Annotated in this window: 20 protein-coding genes; 11 read left to right on the top strand and 9 right to left on the bottom strand. The window is 59.1% G+C overall.

All coding sequences use genetic code 11. The features are described 5' to 3' along the window. Positions 1-7: 7 nt before the first annotated feature. A complete protein-coding gene (locus AB4P92_RS10255; RefSeq protein ID WP_047299835.1) occupies positions 8-1105 on the top strand; it encodes an amino acid ABC transporter permease in 1098 nt (365 codons plus the stop codon). 10 nt (positions 1106-1115) lie between these two features. Further along, positions 1116-1880: an amino acid ABC transporter ATP-binding protein gene (locus AB4P92_RS10250; RefSeq protein ID WP_007905492.1), complete on the top strand. Its 765-nt coding sequence runs from the start codon at positions 1116-1118 to the stop codon at positions 1878-1880. 53 nt (positions 1881-1933) lie between these two features. Here the strand turns inward: AB4P92_RS10250 and AB4P92_RS10245 are convergent, their stop codons facing one another. Then, positions 1934-2422 (bottom strand): type II TA system antitoxin MqsA family protein, encoded by a 489-nt coding sequence (locus AB4P92_RS10245; RefSeq protein WP_395599323.1) that lies wholly within the window; start codon positions 2420-2422, stop codon positions 1934-1936. Continuing rightward, the gene (locus AB4P92_RS10240) at positions 2419-2730 is read right to left on the bottom strand and encodes a type II toxin-antitoxin system MqsR family toxin (protein ID WP_042557772.1); all 312 of its coding nucleotides are present in this window, start codon (positions 2728-2730) and stop codon (positions 2419-2421) included. Before AB4P92_RS10240 ends, AB4P92_RS10245 begins: the two co-directional genes overlap by 4 nt. Positions 2731-2895: 165 nt before the next feature. Here AB4P92_RS10240 and AB4P92_RS10235 point away from each other — a divergent pair, with 165 nt between their 5' ends. The 5 genes from AB4P92_RS10235 to AB4P92_RS10215 all read left to right on the top strand — a co-directional run bounded on the left by AB4P92_RS10235 (position 2896) and on the right by AB4P92_RS10215 (position 7499). Then, positions 2896-3555 (top strand): FadR/GntR family transcriptional regulator, encoded by a 660-nt coding sequence (locus AB4P92_RS10235; protein ID WP_115146337.1) that lies wholly within the window; start codon positions 2896-2898, stop codon positions 3553-3555. After that, positions 3545-4849: a CynX/NimT family MFS transporter gene (locus tag AB4P92_RS10230; protein ID WP_115146338.1), complete on the top strand. Its 1305-nt coding sequence runs from the start codon at positions 3545-3547 to the stop codon at positions 4847-4849. Before AB4P92_RS10235 ends, AB4P92_RS10230 begins: the two co-directional genes overlap by 11 nt. 156 nt (positions 4850-5005) lie before the next feature. Continuing rightward, a complete protein-coding gene (locus AB4P92_RS10225) occupies positions 5006-5476 on the top strand; it encodes a nuclear transport factor 2 family protein (protein ID WP_395599322.1) in 471 nt (156 codons plus the stop codon). Between the two features lie 39 nt (positions 5477-5515). After that, positions 5516-5818: a GIY-YIG nuclease family protein gene (locus tag AB4P92_RS10220; protein ID WP_042557776.1), complete on the top strand. Its 303-nt coding sequence runs from the start codon at positions 5516-5518 to the stop codon at positions 5816-5818. Positions 5819-6563: 745 nt separating this feature from the next. Then, positions 6564-7499, top strand: coding sequence for a glutathione S-transferase family protein (locus AB4P92_RS10215; RefSeq protein WP_047299838.1), 936 nt, complete (start codon positions 6564-6566; stop codon positions 7497-7499). A 51-nt stretch (positions 7500-7550) separates the two neighbouring features. On the opposite strand, the gene AB4P92_RS10210 is transcribed toward AB4P92_RS10215, so the two are convergent. Both AB4P92_RS10210 and yejK read right to left on the bottom strand, forming a co-directional pair. Then, entirely contained in the window at positions 7551-7901 is a 351-nt protein-coding gene (locus AB4P92_RS10210; RefSeq protein WP_008083649.1) for a glutaredoxin family protein, read from the bottom strand. Beyond that, positions 7901-8905 carry a nucleoid-associated protein YejK gene (gene yejK, locus AB4P92_RS10205; RefSeq protein ID WP_042557778.1) on the bottom strand — a complete coding sequence of 335 codons (1005 nt, stop codon included), beginning with the start codon at positions 8903-8905 and terminating at the stop codon, positions 7901-7903. The genes AB4P92_RS10210 and yejK overlap by 1 nt, the downstream gene beginning before the upstream one ends. Positions 8906-9300: 395 nt before the next feature. Here yejK and AB4P92_RS10200 point away from each other — a divergent pair, with 395 nt between their 5' ends. Then, positions 9301-9582: an HU family DNA-binding protein gene (locus AB4P92_RS10200; protein ID WP_003221909.1), complete on the top strand. Its 282-nt coding sequence runs from the start codon at positions 9301-9303 to the stop codon at positions 9580-9582. Positions 9583-9771: 189 nt separating this feature from the next. Here the strand turns inward: AB4P92_RS10200 and rlmF are convergent, their stop codons facing one another. The 5 genes from rlmF to AB4P92_RS10175 form a co-directional block, all read right to left on the bottom strand. After that, entirely contained in the window at positions 9772-10791 is a 1020-nt protein-coding gene (gene rlmF / locus AB4P92_RS10195) for a 23S rRNA (adenine(1618)-N(6))-methyltransferase RlmF (RefSeq protein WP_047299839.1), read from the bottom strand. A gap of 156 nt (positions 10792-10947) precedes the next feature. After that, positions 10948-13794 carry a valine--tRNA ligase gene (locus AB4P92_RS10190; RefSeq protein ID WP_042557780.1) on the bottom strand — a complete coding sequence of 949 codons (2847 nt, stop codon included), beginning with the start codon at positions 13792-13794 and terminating at the stop codon, positions 10948-10950. 126 nt (positions 13795-13920) lie between these two features. Next, positions 13921-14316: a hypothetical protein gene (locus tag AB4P92_RS10185; RefSeq protein WP_047299840.1), complete on the bottom strand. Its 396-nt coding sequence runs from the start codon at positions 14314-14316 to the stop codon at positions 13921-13923. An 8-nt stretch (positions 14317-14324) separates the two neighbouring features. Further along, positions 14325-14753: a DNA polymerase III subunit chi gene (locus tag AB4P92_RS10180; RefSeq protein WP_395599321.1), complete on the bottom strand. Its 429-nt coding sequence runs from the start codon at positions 14751-14753 to the stop codon at positions 14325-14327. Between the two features lie 57 nt (positions 14754-14810). Next, on the bottom strand, positions 14811-16301 hold the full coding sequence (locus tag AB4P92_RS10175) for a leucyl aminopeptidase (protein WP_210624686.1): 1491 nt from the start codon (positions 16299-16301) through the stop codon (positions 14811-14813). A 575-nt stretch (positions 16302-16876) separates the two neighbouring features. On the opposite strand from AB4P92_RS10175, the gene lptF reads away from it, so the two are divergent. The 3 genes from lptF (at position 16877) to lepA (ending at position 21024) form a co-directional block, all read left to right on the top strand. Then, on the top strand, positions 16877-17998 hold the full coding sequence (gene lptF, locus AB4P92_RS10170) for an LPS export ABC transporter permease LptF (RefSeq protein WP_150617215.1): 1122 nt from the start codon (positions 16877-16879) through the stop codon (positions 17996-17998). Next, a complete protein-coding gene (gene lptG / locus AB4P92_RS10165; protein WP_042557785.1) occupies positions 17991-19052 on the top strand; it encodes an LPS export ABC transporter permease LptG in 1062 nt (353 codons plus the stop codon). Before lptF ends, lptG begins: the two co-directional genes overlap by 8 nt. Positions 19053-19224: 172 nt before the next feature. Continuing rightward, entirely contained in the window at positions 19225-21024 is a 1800-nt protein-coding gene (lepA, locus tag AB4P92_RS10160) for a translation elongation factor 4 (protein ID WP_042557786.1), read from the top strand. Positions 21025-21029 lie beyond the last annotated feature (5 nt).

Here is a 21029-nt window from a genome sequence, read left to right as displayed (position 1 = left end):
AAAGCGCATGAGTACTCATACTTTCAAACCCGACATGCCCCCACCGAGCAGTAGCATCGGCGTAGTGGCATGGATGCGCGCGAACATGTTCTCCAGCTGGCTCAACACCTTGCTGACGCTGTTCGCGTTCTACCTGATCTACCTGATCGTTCCGCCGATTCTGGGGTGGGCGATCCTCGACGCAAACTGGGTCGGCACCACCCAGGCCGATTGCACCAAGGAGGGCGCCTGCTGGGTGTTCATCCAGCAACGCTTCGGTCAGTTCATGTATGGCTACTACCCGACCGGCCTGCGCTGGCGCGTGGACCTGACCGTATGGCTGGCAGTGATCGGCGTGGCGCCACTGTTCATCTCGCGCTTCCCGCGTAAAGCTGTGTACGGGCTGAGCTTTCTGGTGATCTATCCGATTGTCGCCTGGTGCCTGCTGCACGGCGGCGTATTCGGCCTGCAAACCGTCGCGACCAGCCAATGGGGCGGCTTGATGCTGACTCTGGTGATTGCCACCGTCGGTATCGCTGGCGCCTTGCCGCTTGGCATCGTGCTGGCGCTGGGTCGGCGTTCGAACATGCCGGCGATTCGAGTGGTCTGCGTGACCTTCATCGAGTTCTGGCGCGGCGTGCCGTTGATCACTGTGTTGTTCATGTCTTCGGTAATGCTGCCGCTGTTCCTGCCCGAAGGCATGAACTTCGACAAGTTGCTGCGGGCGCTGATCGGCGTGATCCTGTTCCAGTCGGCCTACGTGGCTGAAGTGGTGCGCGGCGGTCTGCAAGCGATCCCTAAAGGTCAGTACGAAGCGGCGGCTGCAATGGGCCTGGGCTACTGGCGTTCGATGGGCCTGGTGATTCTGCCGCAAGCCCTGAAAATGGTGATTCCCGGCATCGTCAACACCTTCATCGCGCTGTTCAAGGACACCAGTCTGGTGATCATCATCGGCCTCTTTGACCTGCTCAACAGCGTCAAACAAGCCGCTGCCGATCCGAAATGGCTGGGCATGGCCACCGAAGGCTACGTGTTTGCCGCCCTGGTGTTCTGGATTTTCTGTTTTGGTATGTCGCGCTATTCCATGCATCTGGAACGCAAGCTCGACACTGGCCACAAGCGTTAGGAGTTCTGTAATGAGTGAAGCAATCAAAAAGCCTGTGAGCCCTGAAGGCATTATTCAGATGCAGGGCGTCAACAAGTGGTATGGCCAGTTCCACGTGCTGAAAGACATCAACCTCAACGTCAAACAGGGCGAGCGTATCGTCCTGTGCGGCCCATCGGGTTCCGGCAAATCGACCACCATTCGTTGCCTCAATCGTCTGGAAGAACACCAGCAGGGCCGCATCGTCGTCGATGGCGTGGAACTGACCAACGATCTCAAGCAGATCGAAGCGATCCGCCGTGAAGTCGGCATGGTGTTCCAGCATTTCAACCTGTTTCCGCACCTGACCATTTTGCAGAACTGCACCCTGGCGCCGATGTGGGTACGCAAGATGCCCAAGCGCAAGGCCGAGGAAATCGCCATGCATTACCTGGAGCGCGTACGCATTCCGGAGCAGGCGCACAAGTATCCGGGGCAACTGTCCGGCGGTCAGCAACAGCGTGTGGCAATCGCCCGCGCGCTGTGCATGAAACCGAAAATCATGCTGTTCGACGAACCGACTTCGGCGCTTGATCCTGAGATGGTGAAAGAGGTGCTCGACACCATGATCGGTCTGGCCGAAGACGGCATGACCATGCTCTGCGTAACCCACGAAATGGGCTTTGCCCGCACCGTGGCCAATCGCGTGATCTTCATGGACAAGGGCGAGATCGTTGAGCAGGCGGCACCGAACGACTTCTTCGATAATCCGCAAAATGAGCGGACGAAGCTGTTCCTGAGCCAGATTCTGCATTGATGGCTGATGTGTAAAACGAACCCGGCCTTGTGTCGGGTTTGTTTTTTTGGGGGTCAGGATACGGTGAGGGTTTCGTGTTCTTTGTGGATGGTGTGCTTGAAGCCTCTCAAGTCTGCGCCCTCACTGAGAATTTTCGCATCGGTCAGCAAGTACGGGTAACGATCCAACAGTCGCATCAGCAACATCAGCGACTTGGGTGGTAATGTTTCGCCGCGCTCGTAGCGAGAGAACGCGTTATGCCCTCCACCAGACAGCAGTTGCACCGTCTCTTTTTGCGTGAGATGCAGTTTGCGCCGGATACGCTTCATCTCGGCCCCGATCATTTGCCTTGCAGCGATAACCAGCTCATCCCCTGCGTCACAATAACGTTCCGCACTATCGGTATCGTCATCCCACTCGACTTCTCCGCACTGCTGGCATTCCCATCCAGAAAGATCATCTACACGGCGCTCCATGCCTTTGACACTCAAGGTCTCGCCGCGCCCTTCAAAATGTTTCATTCCCTCACGTGCACCGCAGCTGACACATTGCCGGGTTTTCATGGGTTTTTCTCCTTGAAGGAGATTACCGGTGGGCCGCCGCCGGGGCGGTAGGTCACCTTGATGTAAATCTCCAGATCTTGTGAGTTGGTGTGATACACGTCTTGCCAGACACGATGGTCGTCGTAGCTGGTCATCGATTTGTACAACATCCTGTTTTGCAATTCGAAAATGATCTCTTGCATCTCGCTGACGCTAAAGCCGAGATATTCAGCTGAATCTGCCGAGGTTTTGGTGAAGGCTTTTTTCCCAAGCCGCCGGACCTCAGCCTTAATCACCGCCAAGTCGTAATGGGGCGTGTTCTTCTCCATAAGAAACCAAACCCTGTCCCTGAAATTACCCTCTAAGGGTAATTTTGACTAATCGAAAATCCCGCTTCATTTCCCTCCAATTGACCCTAGGTTGTTGCCGTCCTACACGGGTCTGACTAACATGTCAGAAAATTCATCCTATGATTGGATGAAAGGGCGAATCCTATGTCAGACATTTCTCCTCTTGTTAAACGGTCCTTGGTCGATCAGGCCTTGGATCAATTGCGTCAGCGCATCAACAGCGGCACCTGGCAGGTCGGCGAGCGATTGCCTACCGAGCCCGAGCTGTGCGCCGAGCTGGGCATCAGCCGTAACACCGTGCGTGAGGCCATGCGCGTGCTGGCGTTTTCCGGGTTGATTGAAATTCGCCAGGGCGACGGTAGTTATCTGCGTGCGGTGATTGATCCGCTGGACACCCTCAAGGCGCTCTCGCGTTGTTCGCTGGAACAGGCGCGGGAAACCCGGCATATCCTTGAGGTCGAGGCCATCGGCCTCGCGGCGTTGCGCCGCACCGATGAAGACCTCGTCGCCTTGCGTGAAGCGCTCGGCACAAGCGGCAGCCATTACCACGGCGATCTCGACACCTACATCGCCTGCGATCTGGTGTTCCACCGCCGTTTGGTCGACGCCGCGCATAACCCGACACTCAGCGAGCTGTATCGCTATTTTTCCAGCATCGTCGGCGCGCAATTGCGTCAGACGCTGAACATCGTTCCGCGCCGTCAGGAAGTGTTCGACCTGCACATCGAGTTGCTCGATGCCGTCGAACAACGCGACCCGGAACGGGCCAAAGCCTTATCCAGGCAGTTGATCAATGAACCTTGAAACCGAGAAATCCATGCCCCGCAACGAGATATCCACAGCCCCGAAACGCACGGCAGAGCTCGAAGAGCTGCTGATCGATGCCGAGGCTGATGACGAACAAGTACAGCAAAGCCATCCGCTGGTGCGCCGGCCATGGCTGTTGCTGCTGGGCTTGATTCTGGTGGCGCTGAACCTGCGTCCGGCGCTGTCGAGCCTGGCGCCGCTGCTTAGCGACGTATCGAAAAGTCTCGGGCTGTCTGCCGCTCAGGCGGGTCTGCTGACCACGTTGCCGGTGCTGTGCCTGGGTCTGTTTGCACCGCTGGCGCCGATTCTGGCGCGGCGTTTTGGTGCCGAGCGAGTGGTGTTGGGAATTCTCCTGACCCTCGCAGGCGGGATTATCCTGCGCAGCAATTTCGGTGAGATCGGTCTGTTTGCCGGCAGCGTATTGGGCGGCGCCAGTATCGGCATCATTGGCGTGCTGCTGCCGGGCATCGTCAAACGCGACTTCGCCAAACACGCCGGTACCATGACGGGCGTTTACACCATGGCGCTGTGTCTCGGTGCCGCGATGGCGGCGGGATCGAGCGTACCGTTGAGTGAGCACTTCGGCAGCAGTTGGGCCGTGGGTCTGGGTTTCTGGGTGATTCCGGCGCTGGTCGCTGCGGTGTTCTGGCTACCACAAGTCGGCCAGAAACACGGTGCGCACAATGTCGCTTATCGCGTGCGCGGACTGTTGCGTGATCCGCTGGCGTGGCAGGTGACCTTGTACATGGGACTGCAATCGTCGCTGGCCTACATCGTGTTCGGCTGGTTACCGTCGATCCTGATTGGTCGCGGTCTGACGCCGACTCAGGCCGGCCTGGTACTGTCCGGTTCGGTGATCGTCCAGCTCGCCAGTTCACTCGCGGCGCCGTGGCTGGCGACTCGTGGCAAGGATCAGCGTCTGGCGATCGTGGTGGTGATGTCGCTGACCCTCGGCGGTCTGTTCGGTTGTCTGTATGCGCCGATCGAAGGCCTGTGGGGCTGGGCGATTCTGCTCGGTCTGGGGCAGGGCGGTGCATTCAGTCTGGCGCTGACGTTGATCGTACTGCGTTCGCGTGACTCCCATGTCGCAGCCAACCTGTCGAGCATGGCCCAGGGTTTCGGCTACACGCTGGCGTCGATGGGGCCCTTTGCAGTCGGCGTTGTGCATGACTGGACGGGCGGCTGGAATGCGGTGGGCTGGATCTTCGGCATCATTGGCACGGGGGCGATCGTCGCGGGCCTCGGCGCCGGGCGGACGCTGTACGTGCAGGTCACAAGCGAAAAGATCTGAATAGCGCAGGCCCCAGTGGGAGCGAGCTTGCTCGCTCCCACTGGTTTTATCGTCGTCTGAAGGCCAAGAAGGGTATTCGGTGGGCGAATGCCGATAGTGTTTCCGCGCTTTGCAGATTATCGTGCTGGCAATCTGTCCATTCCTCGGAGTTTGCCCATGAGTGACGCCCACGCTGCGTTGATCACCCGCTTCTATCAGGCTTTCCAGCGCCTCGACGCCGAGGCCATGGCTGCGTGTTACACCGACGATGTGGTGTTCAGCGACCCGGCCTTTGGTGAGCTGCGTGGGCGCGATGCTGGCGACATGTGGCGAATGCTCACCACCCGCGCCAAAGACTTTTCGCTGACTTTCGACAACGTTCGCGCCGATGAGCGCAGCGGCGGTGCGCATTGGGTGGCGACGTATTTGTTCAGCCAGACCGGCAACGTCGTGGTCAACGATATCCAAGCACGCTTCGTGTTCCGTGACGGCAAGATTTGCGAGCACCACGATCATTTCGATCTGTGGCGCTGGTCGCGTCAGGCCTTGGGTTTCAAAGGCCTGCTGCTGGGCTGGACGCCTCTGGTGCGCAACGCATTGCGTGCCCAGGCGCTGAAGGGACTGAAGGCATTTCAGGCCGGTCGCTGATAAGATCGCGGCCTGTTTCCTACGCGTCTTGATCCTGAAGTGACCAGCCTTAGCGAAAAATCTGTCGATGTTGTCGAGCCAGTGAGCAAGTCCTGGTTCGTCTACCTCGTGCGCGCGGCCAACGGTTCGTTGTATTGCGGGATCAGCAACGATCCCGCGCGCCGTTTTGCCAAGCACCAGAGCGGTAAAGGCGCGCGCTTCTTCCTGTCCAGCCCGGCCACGGCACTGGTTTACACCGAGCTTTGTCGCGACAAGAGCGACGCCTTGCGGCAGGAGCGGTTGATCAAAAAACTGCGCAAGAGCGCGAAGGAGTGTCTGGTCGCGTCTTATCAATCTGACTGATCAGATTCTGTCGGGTGGTAGAAATCCTTGTGGATGGAGACGACTACCACGCAAATGGCAGGCAAAAAAAAGCCGCCTTGCGGGGCGGTTTTTTTTCGTAAACCTCGGTTTGCGGCCGGGATTACTGTTCTCACTGGATACACTAGCGTGGGTGAAGATTATTCGTCTTTTTGCCATCGAGCAAGCCTGAGGCGATTTTTGGAAGAGCGCGATTTTAGATCGATTTGTTTAAACGGCGGTTCTGAAACGCGATTACTCTCCATCCGCTCGCATGACAGTGCAGCTAGTGAGGCTTGGCTGATTGGCGTAACGGTTTCATGCCCTCTGACACGGAGTTGCTCCCGTGCCGGAATGATTTTTCGAAGGGTGTCTCAATCGGCCGCCTCACTGGATACGCTAGCGTGTATTCCGAAGGCGTACATGGTCCGGTAAGCGCGCTGGAGGTTTGGTCCCCCGACTGGAGGCCAAAACGTATGAAGCTTTTGCTGCGTACTCTGAGCCTCGTATGGAGATCGTTTAAAGCGGTTCGCTTTTACGAATTCCTGCGAGATCACTTCGATGACTTTATGTAAGGTTTATTGAGGTGAGAACGACCGCCTCGGTTTCGGCTGAGGCGGTTTTTTTCGTTCGGGGGCCACACTCGTCTTATCAATCTGACTGATCGGTTCCCATCAGCCAGATCTGTAGGCTGCTAAGTAAATGCGCGCTAAGCTGCCGACTCACTTTCTGAGCGGCGGAGCCGAGCATGTCCGAGTTGATTCTGCATCATTACCCGACCTCTCCATTTGCCGAGAAGGCCCGTCTGCTGCTGGGCTTCAAAGGTCTGTCCTGGCGCTCGGTGAATATCTCGCCGGTAATGCCGAAACCGGATCTGACCGCCCTGACCGGTGGTTATCGCAAAACCCCAGTGCTGCAGATCGGCGCTGACATCTATTGCGACACTTCGTTGATCGCCCGCCGCCTGGAGCAAGAGAAGGCGCAGCCGTCGTTTTTCCCCGAAGGTCAGGAGATGACCACCGCCAGCTTCGCGACGTGGGCGGACTCGGTGGTGTTCCAGCATGCCGTCAGTCTGGTGTTCCAGCCGGAATCGGTTGCCGTGCGTTTCGGCAAATTACCGCCGGAAGCGATCAAGGCGTTTATGGCCGACCGTGCCGGCTTGTTCAGTGGCGGCAGCGCCACGCGTTTGTCTACCGAGCAGGCCAAGCATCAATGGCCGACGATCATGGCGCGTCTGGAGCAGCAGTTGCAGCGCGAGCAAGGTGACTTCCTGTTTGGCGGTCCATCGATTGCCGACTTTGCTTTGGCGCACCCGATGTGGTTTCTCAAGGCGACCCATGTGACAGCGCCTCTGGTGGATGAGTATCCAGCCGTCGTCGCGTGGCTGGGACGTGTGTTGGGCTTCGGGCATGGCGCTGCGAGCGAAATGACGTCCGAGGAGGCGCTGGAGGTTGCACGCAATGCGACGCCAGCGGCATTGCCGGATGAACAGTTTGTTGATCCGAACGGGTTCAAGGCAGGCCAGCAGGTGGCAATTGCCGCGACTGATTACGGGGTTGATCCGGTGGTGGGTGAGTTGCTGTTTGCCGGTCGTGAGGAGCTGATCGTGCGTCGCGAAGACGAGCGTGGCGGCGTGGTGCATGTGCACTTCCCGCGCTTCGGTTTCCGTATCGAGGCCCGCTGATTTTTTAAGTCAGATGCAAACCTGTGGGGGCGAGCCTGCTCGCTCCCACAGTTATTTCAGGGCAGCGAGGATCTCGTCCGGATCAAATCCTCGAATCAACGTGCCATTCACATCGATCAGCGGAATCCCGCGTCCACCCAGTGCCTCGTACGCCTTGCGCGCCTCGGCATCCTTCTCGATGTCGAATTCCTTGAACGCAATCCCCTTGCTGTCGAGAAAGCGTTTGGTCTGCTTGCAGTAGCCGCACCAGTCTGTGGCATAGAGCACGACATTAGCCTGCGCCCGCGTCTGCTCAGCAACCATCTGCGACGGGTTGAACACCCGCTCGATCTTGCCCCAGTTCTGATAAACCACGACCACCAGCAGAACCAGCGCGACCTTCTTCAGCACATTGCCGAGCATCAGTTGCGGCGCTTCAGCTGATCGGTCAGCGAGGTTGGCAGACCCTTGATCATCAGGGTGCCGTTCTCTTCGTCGTACTCGATCTTGGAGCCCAGCAGGTGCGCCTCAAAGCTGATCGACAGGCCTTCGGCGCGACCGGTGAAGCGGCGGAATTGATTCAAGGTGCGTTTGTCCGCCGGTATCTCTGGCGACAGGCCGTAATCCTTGTTGCGGATGTGATCGTAGAAGGCTTTCGGGCGTTCTTCGTCGATCAGCTCCGAGAGCTCTTCCAGGCCCATTGGCTCGCCAAGTTTCGCCTGGCTGCTGGCGTAATCGACCAGCGTCTTGGTTTTCTCGCGAGCGGACTCTTCCGGCAGGTCTTCGCTCTCGACGAAGTCACTGAAAGCCTTGAGCAGGGTGCGGGTCTCGCCCGGGCCGTCGACGCCTTCCTGGCAGCCGATGAAGTCGCGGAAGTATTCCGAAACCTTCTTGCCGTTTTTGCCTTTGATGAACGAGATGTACTGCTTGGACTGCTTGTTGTTCTGCCACTCGGAAACGTTGATCCGCGCGGCCAGGTGAAGCTGGCCGAGGTCGAGGTGGCGCGACGGGGTCACGTCCAGCGAGTCGGTGACGGCCACGCCTTCGCTGTGGTGCAGCAAGGCGATGGCCAGGTAGTCGGTCATGCCTTGCTGGTAGTGGGCGAACAGCACGTGGCCACCGACCGACAGGTTCGACTCTTCCATCAGCTTCTGCAGATGCTCGACCGCCACTTTGCTGAATGCGGTGAAGTCCCTGCCACCTTCCATGTACTCCTTCAGCCAGCCACTGAACGGGAACGCGCCAGATTCCGGGTGGAACAGACCCCAGGCTTTGCCCTGTTTGGCGTTGTAGCTCTCGTTGAGGTCGGCGAGCATGTTCTCGATGGCCGCCGACTCCGCCAGTTCAGAATCACGGGCGTGCAGAACTGCGGGCGTGCCGTCGGGTTTTTTGTCGATCAGGTGGACGATGCAATGACGGATCGGCATGGGCTTCTCGGCTGTTGGATGGGAGGAGGGCAGGCTCCCCCGAAAAAGCGCCCAGTGTACCGCAATCACTGGTTTTGGCGCCGGGTGAAGGGCAATTCCTGGGCGCTGTGCGGCCCTTATGCAGTTTTTTACCGGTTTAGAGCAATAAAGCTGACCAAATGGGTAGCTAGAGGCGGATATTTCCTTGTCTCTGTGCTAGTTTTGCCCGGTCTTACGCGAAGTCACTGCGTTAAGCGTGCAATCAGCATTTGTCAGGTCGAACCAAACCCTGATTTCGGTATCTATAACCCGACTCGTCGCGGTTATCGCCGAGGGTGCCAGATCCAGAAGATCGGGCTCGATGGCTGACACTGCACTCTGCAATCCATATGAATTTGATAGGGAAGGAACACTACATGGCTCTTACTAAAGACCAACTGATCGCCGACATCGCTGAAGCTATCGACGCGCCGAAAACCACCGCGCGTAACGCTCTGGACCAACTGGGCCAAATCGTTGCCGATCAGCTGGAAAACGGCGGCGAAATCACTCTGCCAGGTATCGGCAAGCTGAAAGTGACCGAGCGTCCTGCCCGCACTGGCCGTAACCCTTCGACTGGCGCTGCCATCGAAATCCCTGCGAAGAAAGTGATCAAGCTGGTTGTGGCCAAAGGCCTGACCGACGCTGTGAACAAGTAAGACGCAGCAATAAAAAACCGTGCACCGGAGCGATCCGGGCACGGTTTTTTTGTGTCTGCGATTTGGCGATGCCGCGCGATCCCATGTGGGAGCGAGCCTGCTCGCGAAAGCGGTGGGTCAGTCGATTTTAAAGTTGACTGACCCGCCGCCTTCGCGAGCAGATTTGACCTGCGTCGGTCAATGCGATGTTTAGCGCGTCCAGCGCTCGCGACGCCAGATCTGCTGTTCGGACTTGGTCTGGAAGGTCCAGGCCACGAAACGGCTCTGTTTCTGCCCTTGAGACATTTCCACCACCTGGCTTTCCAGTACGCCAGCCTTTTTCAGCGCGGTTTCGATGGCCGGCAGGTTGGAGGCTTTAGACACCAATGTGCTGAACCACAGCACCTTGTGCTGGAAATTGGCGCTTTCGGCGATCAGTTGCGTCACGAAACGCGCTTCACCCCCCTCGCACCACAGCTCTGCCGACTGGCCGCCGAAGTTCAGCACCGGCAACTTGCGTTTCGGATCAGCTTTACCCAGTGCGCGCCATTTGCGCTCGCTGCCCTTGGTCGCTTCGTCCATCGAGGCATGGAACGGCGGGTTGCACATGGTCAGGTCGAAACGCTCGCCTGGCTCCAGCAAGCCGATCAGGATGTGCTTGCGATTCTCCTGCTGGCGCAGCTGGATGACCTTGCTCAGGTCGTTCGACTGGACAATCGCCTTGGCCGCTGCAACGGCCGTCGGGTCGATTTCCGAGCCGAGGAAGTGCCAGCGGTATTCACTGTTGCCGATCAGCGGATACACGCAGTTGGCACCCATGCCGATGTCCAGCACATTGACGATCGCGCCGCGCGGCACCTTGCCGTCGTTGATGCTCGCCAGCAGGTCCGCAAGAAAGTGCACGTAATCGGCACGGCCCGGAACCGGAGGGCAGAGGTAGTCTGCCGGAATGTCCCAATGCTGAATGCCATAGAACGACTTGAGCAGCGCACGGTTGAACACGCGCACCGCGTCGGGGCTGGCGAAGTCGATGCTTTCCTTGCCGTACGGGTTGGTGATCACGAACTTCGCCAGTTCCGGCGTGGTTTTGATCAGTGCCGGGAAGTCGTAACGACCCTGATGGCGATTGCGCGGGTGCAGGCTGGCCTTTTCCCGCGGTTCCACGGCTTTGGCCGAGGTGGCGGAATCAGGCTTCTTGCGCGGCGGGCGAGGTGTACGGGGGGCGTTCATGGGCGTGGTCGATTCGGGTATGGCTGAAAGTGGTGGGTATTGTCCCACATTGACGACTTATACGCCGAACCCATGTCGGAGATGCCGCATGGCATGTGTGGCGGGCATAAAAAAGGGAGGCCGTTACGGGCCTCCCTTTTTCATTGCGATTTACCGTTACAGGCTGGCAATCCGCGCGTGCTGCTCGGCCAGTTTGCCCAGGGCCTGTTCAGCCTCGGCCAGTTTGGCGCGTTCCTTCTCGATGACTTCGGCCGGGGCCTTGTCGACGAAACCGGCGTTGGACAGCTTGCCGCCAACCCGCTGGACTTCGCCCTGCAGACGCAGGATTTCCTTGTCCAGGCGCGCCAGTTCAGCAGCCTTGTCGATCAGGCCGGCCATCGGCACCAGCACTTCCATTTCGCCGACCAGTGCGGTGGCGGACAGCGGTGCTTCTTCGCCAGCGGCCAGGACGGTGATCGATTCCAGACGCGCCAGCTTCTTCAGCAGCGCTTCGTTCTCGGTCAAACGGCGCTGGTCTTCGGCGCTGACGTTTTTCAGGTAGATCGGCAGTGGTTTGCCCGGACCGATGTTCATCTCGCCACGGATGTTACGCGTGCCGAGCATCAGCTCTTTGAGCCACTCGATGTCGCTCTCGGCAGCCGGATCGATGCGCTCTTCATTGGCCACTGGCCAAGGTTGCAGCATGATCGTCTTGCCCTGAATACCGGCCAGCGGTGCAATGCGCTGCCAGATTTCTTCAGTGATGAACGGCATGAACGGGTGCGCCAGACGCAGCGCCACTTCCAGTACGCGAACCAGCGTGCGACGAGTGCCGCGCTGGCGCTCGACCGGAGCGTTTTCGTCCCACAGCACAGGCTTGGACAATTCCAGATACCAGTCGCAGTACTGGTTCCAGATGAACTCGTACAGCGCTTGCGCCGCGAGGTCGAAACGGAACTGATCCAGTTGACGGGTGACTTCGGCTTCGGTGCGCTGCAGTTGCGAGATGATCCAGCGATCTGCCAGCGACAGCTCGTAGGCTTCGCCGTTCTGGCCGCAGTCTTCGCCCTTGTCCAGAACATAACGTGCGGCGTTCCAGATCTTGTTGCAGAAGTTGCGATAACCTTCGACGCGGCCCATGTCGAACTTGATGTCGCGACCGGTGGACGCCAGCGAGCAGAAGGTGAAGCGCAGGGCGTCGGTGCCATAGCTGGCGATGCCGTCGGCGAACTCGTCGCGGGTCTGCTTCTCGATCTTCTTCGCCAGTTTCGGCTGCATCAGACCCGAGGTGCGTTTCTGCACCAGCGTTTCCAGGTCGATGCCGTCGATGATGTCCAGCGGGTCAAGGACGTTGCCCTTGGACTTGGACATCTTTTGGCCTTGGCCGTCGCGCACCAGACCATGCACGTAGACGGTCTTGAACGGCACTTGCGGCGTGCCGTCTTCGTTCTTTACCAGGTGCATGGTCATCATGATCATCCGGGCGACCCAGAAGAAAATGATGTCGAAACCGGTGACCAGCACGTCGGTGGAGTGGAATTTCTTCAGGAACTCGGTTTTCTCCGGCCAGCCGAGGGTGGAGAACGTCCACAGACCCGAACTGAACCAGGTGTCGAGAACATCGTTGTCCTGTTGCAGCGCAACGTCCGGGCCAAGGTTGTTCTTGGCACGCACTTCGGCTTCATCGCGACCGACGTAGACCTTGCCCGACTCGTCGTACCAGGCCGGAATCCGATGGCCCCACCACAACTGACGGCTGATGCACCAATCCTGAATGTCGCGCATCCACGAGAAGTACATGTTTTCGTATTGTTTCGGCACGAACTGGATGCGGCCGTCTTCGACAGCGGCAATCGCAGGCTCGGCCAAAGGCTTGGTCGACACGTACCACTGGTCGGTCAGCCACGGCTCGATGATGGTGCCGGAGCGGTCGCCTTTCGGCACTTTCAGGCCGTGGTCGTCGACGCTGACCAGCAGGCCGGCGGCGTCGAACGCGGCAACGATCTGCTTGCGCGCTTCGAAACGATCGAGGCCGGCGTATTCAGCCGGGATCTTGCCGTCGATGCTCTCGTTCAGTGTGCCGTCGAGGTTGAACACCTGGCAGGCCGGCAGTACGTGGGCATTCTTGTCGAAGATGTTCAGCAGCGGCAGGTTGTGGCGCTTGCCGACTTCGTAGTCGTTGAAATCGTGGGCCGGGGTGATTTTCACGCAGCCGGTGCCGAATTCAGGATCGCAGTAATCGTCGGCGATGATCGGGATGCGACGGCCAACCAGTGGCAGCTCGACAAACTTGCCGATCAGGGCTTTGTAGCGCTCGTCGTTCGGGTTTACCGCGACGGCGGAGTCGCCGAGCATGGTTTCCGGACGGGTGGTCGCGACGATCAGAAAATCGTTGCCTTCAGCGGTTTTCGCGCCGTCAGCCAGCGGGTACTTGAGGTTCCACAGGAAACCTTTCTCGTCGTGGTTTTCCACTTCGAGGTCGGAAATGGCCGTGTGCAGCTTGGTGTCCCAGTTGACCAGACGCTTGCCGCGATAGATCAGACCGTCTTCGTGCAGGCGCACGAACGCTTCTTTAACCGCTTCGGAGAGACCGTCGTCCATGGTGAAGCGCTCGCGGCTCCAGTCTACGGACGAGCCGAGGCGACGGATCTGACGGCTGATGTTGCCACCGGATTCATCTTTCCATTCCCAGATTTTCTCGAGGAATTTCTCGCGGCCGAGGTCGTGACGGCTCTGGCCCTTGGCTTCGAGTTGACGTTCCACCAGCATCTGCGTGGCGATACCGGCGTGGTCGGTGCCCGGCTGCCACAGGGTGTTACGACCCTGCATGCGGCGGAAACGGATCAGAGCATCCATGATGGCGTTGTTGAAACCGTGACCCATGTGCAGGCTGCCGGTGACGTTCGGCGGCGGGATCATGATGGTGTAGGAATCGCCCGCGCCTTGCGGGGCGAAGTAGTTCTCGGACTCCCAGGTGTTGTACCAGGAAGTTTCAATGGCGTGCGGCTGGTAGGTCTTATCCATGCGCGGCGGGACCCTATTGGCATTTATTCAGGAAAAGCCGGGAAGTATAGCCGTGGGGGCAGCTGCAAGCTACCAGCCACAAGCTGCAAGGAGAGAGTGGCGGTTGCTTTGGCTTTTGCTTGCAGCTTAAAGCTTGCCGCTCGTAGCTGCGGCGAGTAGCCGTTCCATCCGCGCATCGAGGCGGCGTTTGATTTCGGTTTCGATGTGCGGGGCGAAGTCGTCGATCACGTCTTGCATGATCAATTGCGCAGCGGCGCGCAATTCGCTGTCCAGGTGTAGCAGGGCATCCGGGCCTTTATCGACAGAGGCTGCAGGTTGCGCAACCGGTGCCGGTGGCGGTTCAGTGGCTGGGGGGACGTTGCCGACCGAGTCGAATAGCATCGGAATCTGTTCCTGCTCACCGTCATCGACCGTGTCGGTCAGCAGTGGCGGTTGCAGGTTGTCATCGCCGAGCAACTGGCGGATTGATTCGAGATCATCCAGCAAGTGCGCGGACTTTTGCTGCGGTTTGGGAGTGTCCATTGGAATGCTCAGAGTCGCTGTAAACGGTGATCTTGCAGAGGATAGCCCTGTTCGCGGTAGAAGCGAAAACTCTCCCGCGCAGCGGCGCGAATGGTCGGATCTTCTACCACCACTTCCGCCACACGGGCGAATTTGCTGGCGAAAGCCGGGACTTTCAGGTCGAGATTGACCAGCAGGTCTTGATGTTGACCACAGTCATCGCCCAGCCCCAAGACAATCAAACCGTCCGGTTCGCTGTCGGCCGGGCCATGCGGTATGAAGCTCTCGCCCTTGAACGCCCACAGGCGTGCATCGAGATCGTCACGCTGAGCGGCATCGCTGCAATGCAGGTAGATGCGGTGACCCATGCGCCAGGCTTTTTCGGTGAGCTTGCAGGCAAAGTCCAGGCGCGCGGAAGGATCGGCGCTGGGCAGGATATAGAAGTCGACTTTGGTCATTGCGATTCCAGAGCGGCAAGCGGCGTCACCCGAAAGTGACGCCGCTTGTCAGCGGTTTCAGGCTTTGGCGCGGTCCAGCAGGTATTGGGTCAGCAGAGGCACCGGACGGCCAGTGGCGCCCTTGTCCTTGCCGCCGCTGGTCCACGCGGTGCCCGCGATGTCCAGGTGCGCCCAGTTGAGGTTCTTGGTGAAGCGCGACAGGAAGCACGCGGCTGTGATGGTGCCGGCTTTCGGCCCGCCAATGTTGGCGATGTCGGCGAACGGGCTGTCCAGCTGTTCCTGATACTCGTCAAACAGCGGCAGTTGCCAGGCGCGGTCGTCGGCAGTCTGGCCGGCGCTGAGCAGTTGACCGATCAGTTCGTCGTTGTTGCCCAGCAGGCCCGAAGTATGGGCACCCAGAGCAACCACGCAAGCGCCGGTCAGGGTGGCGATGTCGATCACCGCTTGCGGCTTGAAGCGCTCGGAGTAAGTCAGGGCATCGCACAGCACCAGACGGCCTTCGGCGTCGGTGTTGAGGATTTCCACGGTCTGGCCGCTCATGGTGGTGACGATGTCGCCCGGACGGGTCGCATTGCCGCTTGGCATGTTTTCGGCGCAGGCGAGAATGCACACCAGGTTGATCGGCAGTTTCAGCTCGAGTACGGCGCGCAGGGTGCCGAACACGCTGGCAGCACCGCCCATGTCGTACTTCATTTCGTCCATGCCGGCGCCCGGTTTCAGGCTGATGCCGCCGGTGTCGAACGTGATGCCTTTACCGACCAGCGCGTAGGGCTTTTCGGATTTCTTGCCGCCGTTGTATTGCATGACGATCAGGCGCGGCGGCTGTTCGCTGCCCTGGCCGACGGCGTAGAACGAGCCCATGCCCAGGGATTTGATCTTCTTCTCGTCGAGGACTTCGACTTTCAGATCCTTGAACTCTTTGCCCAGATTCCTGGCTTGCTCGCCAAGGAACGTCGGGTGGCAGATGTTCGGCGGCAGGTTGCCCAGGTCGCGGGTGAAGGCCATGCCGTTGGCGATTGCAGTGGCGTGGGTCACGGCGCGCTGCACTTCGGCTTGTGCAGCCTTGATGGTCAACAGGGTGATTTTTTTCAGGGCGCGCGGTTCGGCTTTCACGCTTTTGAACTGATCGAAGCAGTATTTGCCGTCGACCAGGGTTTCGGCCAGCAGACGGGTTTTACCGTAGCTGTCGCGACCCTTGACGATGACTTCGTCTAGCGCCAGCACGGCATCGCTGCCATTCAGGCCTTTCAGGGTGTTGAGGATGCCGGCCACGATTTTGCGGAACGGGCGATCGCCCAGTTCTTCATCTTTGCCGACGCCGACCAACAACACGCGCTCGGCTTTGAGGTTCGGCAGGCTGTGCAGCAGCAGGCTCTGACCGACCTTGCCGGCCAGATCGCCACGCTTGAGGACGGCGCTGATTGCGCCACCGCTCAGTTCGTCGACCTGTTTGGCAGCAGCGCCGAGTTTGCGGCCTTCGCCGACGGCAACCACCAGGGTGGCGGTTTTCAACGTTTCTGGGCTAACGCTTTTTACAACCAGTTCCATGTCCGGATCCCTGAATGAATGGTCAACACGCAGGCGTTCGACGGTGTCCGCATTCGCCTGCTTATAAATAGAAGAGCGCAGGCCAAAGCCTGCGACAAGGGCCGCAGTTTGAACCTCGCTCCCCGCGCCTGACAACCCTAGGGGGCGTTCTCAATTAGTTTCCACACCGTGTTGTCGCCTTAACGCAGGCCATGCAAGGCGCAGGCCGCTGGGAATGGTGGTTCCCTTTCCAAGGCCTGCAACGCAGACTGGCCGGCTTTAAGGCACAACCCGAAGGGCCGGGCCTGCTGTTGTGCAGGGCTGCGTTGCTCGAAGCTTATTTGGAATGACCAATCCACGCTTCTCGCGCCTTGCCCTGCACAGCAGCAGACCCGGCGCGTTGTGAAAACTAATTGAGAGCGCCCCCTAGGTTGCACGATCTTCAACGTATTGCGTGCGCGGATGAGTGTGCGCAGTGACAGGCGCCCTCAATCACAGGATAATGCCGCATCTTTTTCCGACGGCTCTGCGTTGCGGGCCGGTCGGTGTGTTTGCTTGTTTGGCCGCCTTAGCCTGACAACCCTGGAGTGTCTGGTTTGATCGTCTTCCGTTATCTGTCCCGCGAAGTTCTGTTGACCCTCAGTGCCGTGAGTGCGGTGCTGCTGGTCATTATCATGAGCGGTCGCTTTATCAAATACCTCGCGCAGGCCGCTGCCGGTCAGCTCGATCCGGGCTCGCTGTTCCTGATCATGGGCTTTCGCCTTCCGGGCTTCCTGCAACTGATTCTGCCGCTGGGCCTGTTCCTCGGGATCCTGCTGGCCTACGGTCGCCTGTACCTCGAAAGCGAAATGACCGTGCTCTCGGCCACCGGCATGAGTCAGCAGAAGCTGCTGCGCATGACCCTGTTTCCGGCGACGCTGGTTGCGCTGGTCGTGGCATGGCTGAGCCTGGGCCTGGCGCCGCAAGGTGCCAACCAGTTCCAGTTGCTGCTGAACAAGCAGGACGCGCTGACCGAATTCGACACCCTGGAGCCTGGTCGCTTTCAGGCCCTGCGCGACGGCAGTCGGGTGACTTACACCGAAACCCTGAGCGATGATCGCGTCAATCTGGGCGGCGTGTTCATCTCGCAGAAGAACCTCGGCGCCGATCAGAAGGACCGCGGGATTTCCGTGCTGGTAGCCGAGTCGGGTCGTCAGGAAATCCGCCCCGACGGCAATCGTTACCTGATCCTCGATAACGGCTATCGCTACGACGGCAGCCCGGGCCAGGCTGATTACCGCGCCATTCATTACGAGAACTACGGCGTGCTGCTGCCCAAGCCGGACGTCAGCGAAGAAGTCACCGACCGTGACGCCATGCCGACGTCGTCCTTGCTGGGCAGTGACGACATCCGCTCCAAGACCGAACTGCAATGGCGCCTGTCCTTGCCGTTGCTGGTGTTTATCGTGACCCTGATGGCGGTGCCGCTGTCGCGAGTCAATCCGCGTCAAGGGCGCTTCCTCAAGCTTCTGCCGGCGATTCTTCTTTATATGGCTTACCTGACCATCCTGATTGCCGCGCGCGGCGCCCTTGAAAAAGGCAAGATCCACCCGACGCTCGGCTTGTGGTGGGTGCATGCGATCTTCCTGTTCATCGGTCTCGGCCTGCTCTATTGGGAGCCGCTGCGCCTGAAGATGGCCAGCCGTCGTGCCGCTGCGCTGGAGGTGGCCCGTGGTTAAACTCGACCGCTACATCGGCAGCAGCGTGTTCATGGCGATCATCGCTGTGCTGGCGATCATTCTCGGCCTGGCGACACTGTTTGCCTTCATCGATGAAATGGGCGACGTCAGCGAAACCTACACCTTGGTTGACGTGCTGGGCTTCGTGCTGCTGACCGCACCGCGTCGTCTTTACGAAATGCTGCCGATGGCGGCGTTGATCGGCTGTCTGATTGGCCTCGGCAGTCTGGCCAGCAGCAGTGAGCTGACCGTGATGCGCGCCGCGGGTGTGTCCATCGGCCGTATCGTGTGGGCGGTCATGAAGCCAATGCTGGTGCTGATGCTGGCCGGCGTGCTGATCGGCGAATACGTCGCGCCAGCCACTGAAAGCATGGCCCAGGCCAACCGCTCGCTGGCTCAGGGCAGTGGCGACGCGCAAAGCGCCAAGCACGGCATGTGGCACCGTCAGGGTGAAGAGTTCATCCACATCAACGCCGTGCAACCCAACGGCTTGTTGTATGGCGTGACCCGCTACCACTTCGACAAGGAGCGCCACCTGCTGAGTTCGAGCTTTGCCAAGAAGGCCGAGTTTGACGGCGATCACTGGCAGCTCAGCGACGTGTCGACCACCAAGTTCAATGAGCGCAGCACCGAAGTCGTGAACATGCCAACCGAGCGTTGGGATGTGGCACTGAGCCCGCAATTGCTCAGCACCGTGGTCATGGCGCCGGAATCGCTGTCGATCAGCGGTTTGTGGGGTTATATCCACTATCTGGCTGAACAGGGCCTGAGCAATGGTCGTTACTGGCTGGCATTTTGGGTCAAGGTGTTGCAGCCGCTGGTTACCGCTGCGCTGGTACTGATGGCGATCTCCTTTATCTTCGGCCCGTTGCGTTCGGTGACCTTGGGTCAGCGTGTGTTCACGGGTGTGCTGGTGGGCTTCACCTTCCGCATCGTCCAGGATTTGCTCGGCCCATCGAGCCTGGTGTTCGGTTTCTCGCCCTTGTTTGCGGTGCTGGTACCGGCCGGGGTCTGTGCGCTGGCGGGTGTCTGGCTGCTTAGACGAGCCGGTTGATGAACAAGTTTTCATCCACTGTTTAACCTTGAAAACGCCTCGGTCGACAGATCGGGGCGTTTTTGCATGCAATCCGGGTGACAGGTGAACGTGACGCTTGCGCCGTGTATCAGGTACAATTCCCGGCTATTTTTCGGCGGGCTATGCCTGCAGCCTTTTTGAGTGTTGATCCGTGAGTGATTTGAGTCATATCCGCAATTTCTCCATCATCGCCCACATTGACCATGGCAAGTCGACGCTGGCCGATCGCTTCATCCAGATGTGCGGCGGCCTGGCCGAGCGTGAAATGGAAGCCCAGGTACTGGATTCCATGGATCTGGAGCGTGAACGCGGGATCACCATCAAGGCCCACAGCGTCACCCTTTATTACACCGCCAAAGACGGCATCAAATATCAGCTGAACTTCATTGACACCCCGGGCCACGTCGACTTCACCTACGAAGTCAGCCGTTCCCTGGCTGCATGCGAGGGCGCATTGCTGGTCGTCGACGCGGGGCAGGGTGTTGAAGCCCAGTCCGTGGCCAACTGCTACACCGCGATCGAGCAGGGCCTTGAGGTCATGCCGGTACTGAACAAGATCGACCTGCCACAGGCCGACCCTGATCGCGTCAAGGACGAGATCGAGAAGATCATCGGCATCGACGCCACTGACGCCGTCACCTGCAGCGCCAAAACCGGCCTGGGTGTCGACGAAGTGCTCGAGCGTCTGGTGCATACCATTCCTGCGCCAACCGGCAATATCGAAGATCCGCTGCAAGCGTTGATCATCGATTCCTGGTTCGACAATTACCTGGGCGTTGTTTCCCTGGTGCGTGTCCGTCATGGCCGCGTGAAGAAGGGCGACAAGATCCTCGTCAAGTCCACCGGCAAGATCCATCTGGTCGACAGCGTTGGCGTGTTCAACCCGAAACATACCGCCACGGCTGATCTGAAGGCCGGCGAAGTGGGCTTCATCATCGCCAGCATCAAGGACATTCATGGTGCGCCGGTGGGTGACACCCTGACGCTGAGCTCGACGCCGGACGTTGAAGTGCTGCCAGGCTTCAAGCGCATCCAGCCGCAGGTTTACGCCGGTCTGTTCCCGGTCAGCTCCGACGACTTCGAAGATTTCCGCGAAGCGCTTCAGAAGCTGACCCTCAACGACTCGTCGCTGCAGTACACCCCGGAAAGCTCCGACGCACTGGGCTTCGGCTTCCGTTGCGGCTTCCTCGGCATGCTGCACATGGAAATCATCCAGGAGCGACTCGAGCGCGAGTACAACCTGGACCTGATTACCACGGCGCCGACGGTAATTTTCGAGCTGCTGCTCAAAACCGGTGAAACGATTTACGTCGACAACCCATCCAAGCTTCCGGATGTGTCGTCGATCGAAGACATGCGCGAGCCGATCGTGCGGGCCAATATTCTGGTGCCGCAGGAACACTTGGGCAACGTCATCACCCTGTGCATCGAGAAGCGTGGCGTTCAAGTCGACATGCTGTTCCTCGGCAATCAGGTGCAGGTCACCTACGACCTGCCGATGAACGAAGTGGTCCTGGACTTCTTCGACCGTCTCAAATCCACCAGCCGCGGCTATGCTTCGCTGGACTACCATTTCGATCGTTACCAATCGGCTAATCTGGTGAAACTGGATGTGCTGATCAACGGCGACAAGGTCGATGCCCTGGCGTTGATCGTGCACCGTGACAACTCGCACTACAAAGGTCGCCAGTTGACCGAGAAGATGAAAGAACTGATTCCGCGTCAGATGTTCGACGTCGCGATCCAGGCCGCCATTGGTGGTCAGATCGTTGCCCGGACAACCGTCAAGGCACTCAGAAAGAACGTATTGGCCAAATGCTACGGTGGTGACGTCAGCCGTAAGAAGAAACTGCTGGAGAAGCAAAAGGCCGGTAAGAAACGCATGAAGCAGGTCGGCAACGTGGAAATTCCACAAGAAGCCTTCCTTGCAGTGCTCAGGTTGGATAGTTAGGTCCT

Origin of the sequence: Pseudomonas sp. A0308, assembly GCF_044218815.1 — a bacterium.
Taxonomy (GTDB): domain Bacteria; phylum Pseudomonadota; class Gammaproteobacteria; order Pseudomonadales; family Pseudomonadaceae; genus Aquipseudomonas; species Aquipseudomonas iridis.
This window is presented reverse-complemented; position numbering and strand designations above follow the sequence as displayed.